Origin of the sequence: Acinetobacter sp. UBA6526 (assembly GCF_002434875.1) — a bacterium.
Classification (GTDB): domain Bacteria; phylum Pseudomonadota; class Gammaproteobacteria; order Pseudomonadales; family Moraxellaceae; genus Acinetobacter; species Acinetobacter venetianus.
Genome location: NZ_DJLC01000230.1, coordinates 1307 through 5853, shown reverse-complemented (window position 1 = coordinate 5853; position 4547 = coordinate 1307). Strand labels below are relative to the sequence as shown.

At 39.1% G+C, this 4547-nt stretch carries 4 protein-coding genes; 2 read left to right on the top strand and 2 right to left on the bottom strand.

What is annotated here, in order from left to right:
• The coding region (locus B4237_RS15605) for a helicase-related protein (protein ID WP_286943877.1) at positions 1-708 on the top strand (708 nt) is incomplete at its 5' end.
• A gap of 204 nt (positions 709-912) precedes the next feature.
• Positions 913-1950, top strand: coding sequence for a class II fructose-bisphosphate aldolase (gene fba, locus B4237_RS15600; protein ID WP_004879920.1), 1038 nt, complete (start codon positions 913-915; stop codon positions 1948-1950).
• A 91-nt stretch (positions 1951-2041) separates the two neighbouring features.
• On the opposite strand, the gene B4237_RS15595 is transcribed toward fba, so the two are convergent.
• Positions 2042-3358 carry a peptidylprolyl isomerase gene (locus tag B4237_RS15595; RefSeq protein WP_278595140.1) on the bottom strand — a complete coding sequence of 439 codons (1317 nt, stop codon included), beginning with the start codon at positions 3356-3358 and terminating at the stop codon, positions 2042-2044.
• Positions 3358-4547: LPS-assembly protein LptD (locus B4237_RS15590; protein ID WP_286943876.1), on the bottom strand; the 1190-nt coding region annotated here is incomplete at its 5' end. The genes B4237_RS15590 and B4237_RS15595, both read right to left, overlap by 1 nt.

Genomic DNA, 4547 nt, shown 5'->3' with positions numbered 1-4547 from the left:
GTTTGGTTGGATCGAATTGAATTTTTGGTGATTGATGAAGCTGACCGATTGCTTGATATGGGTTTTATTCCGTCAGTAAAACGAATCGTTCGTTATTCGCCATTTAAAGAGCAACGTCAAACTTTAATGTTCTCAGCAACATTTAGCTATGATGTTTTGAATCTTGCGCGTCAATGGTTATTTGAGCCTGTGACGGTGGAAATTGAGCCTGAACATAAAACTAATAACGATGTTGAGCAGCGTGTGTATGTTGTAGAAAATAAAGATAAATACAAACTACTACAAGAAATTTTGAAAGATGAGCCGATTGATAAGGTGATGATTTTTGCGAATCGTCGTGATCAAGTGCGTCGTCTTTATGATCATTTGAAACGTGATGGTTATAAAGTTGGTATGTTGTCAGGTGAAATTGCGCAAGACAAGCGCCTAAAAATGCTCGATCAATTTAAGCAGGGTAAAAATAATATTATGATTGCAACTGATGTTGCGGGTCGTGGTATTCATGTTGATGGTGTATCGCACGTAATTAATTTTACTTTGCCTGAACAGTCTGATGATTATGTACATCGTATTGGCCGTACTGGTCGTGCAGGTGCACAAGGTGTGAGTATCAGCTTCTTGTCAGAAGATGATGCATTTTATTTGCCAGAGATTGAAAAGGCGATTGGTAAGAAATTACCTCTAACACGTTTAGAAGGTTATTGTTAAGTTAAACAAAATCTATCATTTGACTTAATAAAAACATTTATAAAAAGATCAAATCATGCTGTGATTTGATCTTTTTTATTTTTAAATACAATTTAGTACTCAAATTACACAAAAGATTGAGGATTTTTTTTGATTTACTGTGATTAGTTGCTGAATTGAAATAAATCAACATGTAGAATATGGCGCATTACCTGGGAGGATATTATGGCACTCATCTCAATGCGCCAGCTCTTGGATCACGCTGCAGAACATAACTACGGCGTACCAGCGTTTAACGTAAACAACTTAGAACAAATGCGCGCAATCATGCTCGCAGCAGATGCAACTAATTCACCTGTAATCGTGCAAGCATCAGCAGGTGCGCGTAAATATGCGGGTGCACCTTTCTTACGTCATCTTATTCTAGCTGCAATTGAAGAATGGCCACATATTCCAGTGGTAATGCACCAAGATCATGGTACGAGTCCTGATGTGTGCCAGCGTTCTATCCAATTAGGTTTCAGCTCAGTGATGATGGATGGTTCATTAGGTGCTGATGGTAAAACACCAACTTCATATGACTACAATGTTGATGTAACACGTCGTGTTGTTGCTATGGCGCATGCATGTGGTGTTTCAGTTGAAGGTGAGATCGGTTGCTTGGGTAGTCTTGAGACTGGTATGGCTGGCGAAGAAGATGGTGTTGGTGCAGAAGGTGTGCTAGATCACTCTCAGTTGTTAACTTCAGTAGAAGAGGCAACTCAGTTCGTAGCTGATACAAACGTTGATGCTTTGGCGATTGCTGTGGGAACATCTCATGGTGCGTACAAGTTTACTCGTCCACCTACAGGCGATATCTTGGCAATTGATCGTATTAAAGAAATTCACGCTGCATTGCCAAATACGCATCTTGTAATGCATGGTTCAAGCTCTGTACCACAAGAATGGTTGGCGATTATTAACCAATATGGTGGCGATATTAAAGAAACTTACGGTGTGCCTGTAGATCAGCTTGTAGAAGCGATTAAACACGGTGTGCGTAAGATTAATATTGACACTGATTTACGTTTGGCATCTACAGGTGCAATGCGCCGTATGATGTCTGAAAAACCAAGTGAATTTGATCCACGTAAATTCTTTGGTGAAACAGTTGAAGCAATGAAAGATATCTGTGTTGCTCGTTACGAAGCATTTGGTACGGCTGGTAATGCAGATAAGATTCGCCCAATCTCTTTAGAGAAAATGGTTGATCGTTACAAATAATCATTTTGTAATGCAAAAATAGCGGCAATTGCCGCTATTTTTATTTTTAGGAATGAGATGAAAAAAGCCAGCAGATTGCTGGCTTTTTCTGTTATTTATTCTGTTGAGCTTTGGAATCTAAGCTCACGTCTTTGATTTCAACATAGGCATTTGCACGAAGTTCACGCATCCAGCTATCAACCTCGGTATCAAATTGACGTTCACCAAGAATTTGACGAGCCATACGTTCTTGAACTTCTTTGGTCATGTCTTGTTGGCGCGTATCGCTCACTTGCAGAATGTGCCATCCAAACTGTGTTTGGAATGGTTTACTGACTTGACCAACAGGTGTGTCTTTCATAACTTGTTCAAACTCAGGAACCATGGTGCCTGGACTCACCCAACCTAAGCTACCGCCATCACGTGCAGAGCCAGTGTCGTTTGAATATGTTGCAGCTAGAGTGCCAAAATCTTCACCAGCTTTAGCACGATTATATAAGCTGTCGATCATTTGTTTAGCACGATCAAGGCTAACAACTTCTGATGGCTGAATCAGGATGTGACGTGTTAGATATTGTGGCACAAGTGCTTTTTGATCATTTTGTTTGCGGTCTAGCAACTTTAAAACATGCACACCATCACGAACATTAATAAGTTCAGTAGTTTGACCAACTTTCAATGGCGCAATTCGTGCAGATAGTTCAGTTGGTATTTCTGATAATGAGCGGAAGCCCATGTCAGCACCATCAACAGTTACCGTAGAAGAAGAAAATTTAGAGCTAATTGCTTTAGGGTCATCATTGTTGGCTAAAGCTTGCTTAACTTCTTTTGCTATTTTTTGAACTTCTTCAGTGTTGTCACCTGAAATCCGCATATGAATTACGTGTGCTTGTGTACCAAGTGCAGCTTGACCTTCAGGTGAGTTTAAAAAGTTTTCAACATCGTGATCGCTAATTTTAATACGTGACATTACTTGTTGTTGGCGTAAACGACCAATCGAAAGATCTTCTGCAATACGACCACGTAGACTCTCGTAAGTACCCGGAGCAATCGCATCTAATTTTTGTTGGAATGCTTCTAGGCTATTTGCGCCTGATTGATTTGCAACTTTTAGAACAGCAGCATTTAAACTTTTCTCATCAGGTTTAATACCATATCGTTTTACTTGCTCTAACTGAGCTTGACGAACAATAAGTTGGTCTAGAACCTGCATTTGCAAATATTGTAATGGGGGAACAGTTTTGTTTTGCGCTTTAAGCTGGTGTTCTGTTTCTGCAATCCCTTGTGCTAAATCACTTTTAAGAATGACACTACTATCAACAATTGCAACAACCTCATCCGTAGGTTGTGCAAAGCTTTGCATTGATGAAGAAATTAGGGCAGCTAGAACAGTGGCTCTAAAGATATGTTGAAAAGATTTTATCTTCATTAACGTTGTGTCCAAGATTGATTAATTTTGTTGAAACCCAAAACTCTATTTTCTAAAAGAGAAGCAAGTTTGTTGTTTAAAGCGCCTAGCCCTTTAAGAGTAAATTCTGCCATGATCGCTTTCTTTCTATGAACGTCAGGAAGTGTAGGATCATCCAAATCATTGTAGTAAGAGCGACCATAAACGGAAACTGCCCAACAACAAGACTCATAATTTACACCGAGTAAATATTCGCGCATTAAATTATTATCTAAATCATATTGAGCGTGACCCATAATACGCCAATTATCTTTTACGGGTTGTATAAAGGATGCAACAGCTTGGTCGTATGCATCTTGGCGATCTGGAATGTATTTACGATAGAAGTAACCTAGGTTATAGAGATTGCCTTTATCACCTACATAGTAAGCTTGGAAATCTCGTTGAGCATTATCGCCACTGTCCATCCATGCTGAATTCGCAGCAATAGTGAAGTTCTGGTTGAGTTGGCTAGACAAGCTTACGATAGGACCAGTACGACGTTGTTTATCGAATTCATCTGGTTCTTGATTTAGGGTTACACGTCTATCACTAAAATAATAACTTTGCCCAATACTCGCTTTGATTCGCTCTAAGCCTTCGGTATCCAATAGGCTATATGTTACGCCTAAGGACAAAAAGTTATTGTCATCTAATCGGTCATGTCCGTAGAAGCGATAAGGGTTGAAGAGTTGATCATAACTAATTGAAGCTGTAGTTGAGTCAAAGTTAGGGTAATCTTCTTGGTTTTTGTAAGGTGAATATGCGTAAAAGGCACGTGGTGAAATGCTTTGTAAGTATTTACCGTCTTTTTCGAATGTTACACCTGTTGCAAAAGTAAATTGTGGAACCACAACTGACTTTTGTAAATCATCAGATCCACGATTTACTTGGGTGTCTTGATCATAATAAGTGTTGATGCTTCTTACAGAAACTTCAGGAATCGCATAGAACCAAGATGGGGTTAAGTAGTTATATCGAACTGCAAATTGGTTGTAGATACGTGTACCACTTGATTCTAAAGCGGAGCCATCATTAATTGATTTCTTGAAGTACGCTGTATCATTATTAAATTCATATTGAAGACCTTGAGGGTCACCAGTAACGTAATTTAATAAGAATTGTGGAAGACGCGCATAAGGTTTATCTGCATCTTTAATTGTTTCATCCA

Coding starts and splice junctions, on each gene's coding strand:
- fba (WP_004879920.1), top strand. CDS start 913: ATGGCACTCATCTCAATGCGCCAGCTCTTGGATCACGCTGCAGAACAT.
- B4237_RS15595 (WP_278595140.1), bottom strand. CDS start 3,358: ATGAAGATAAAATCTTTTCAACATATCTTTAGAGCCACTGTTCTAGCT.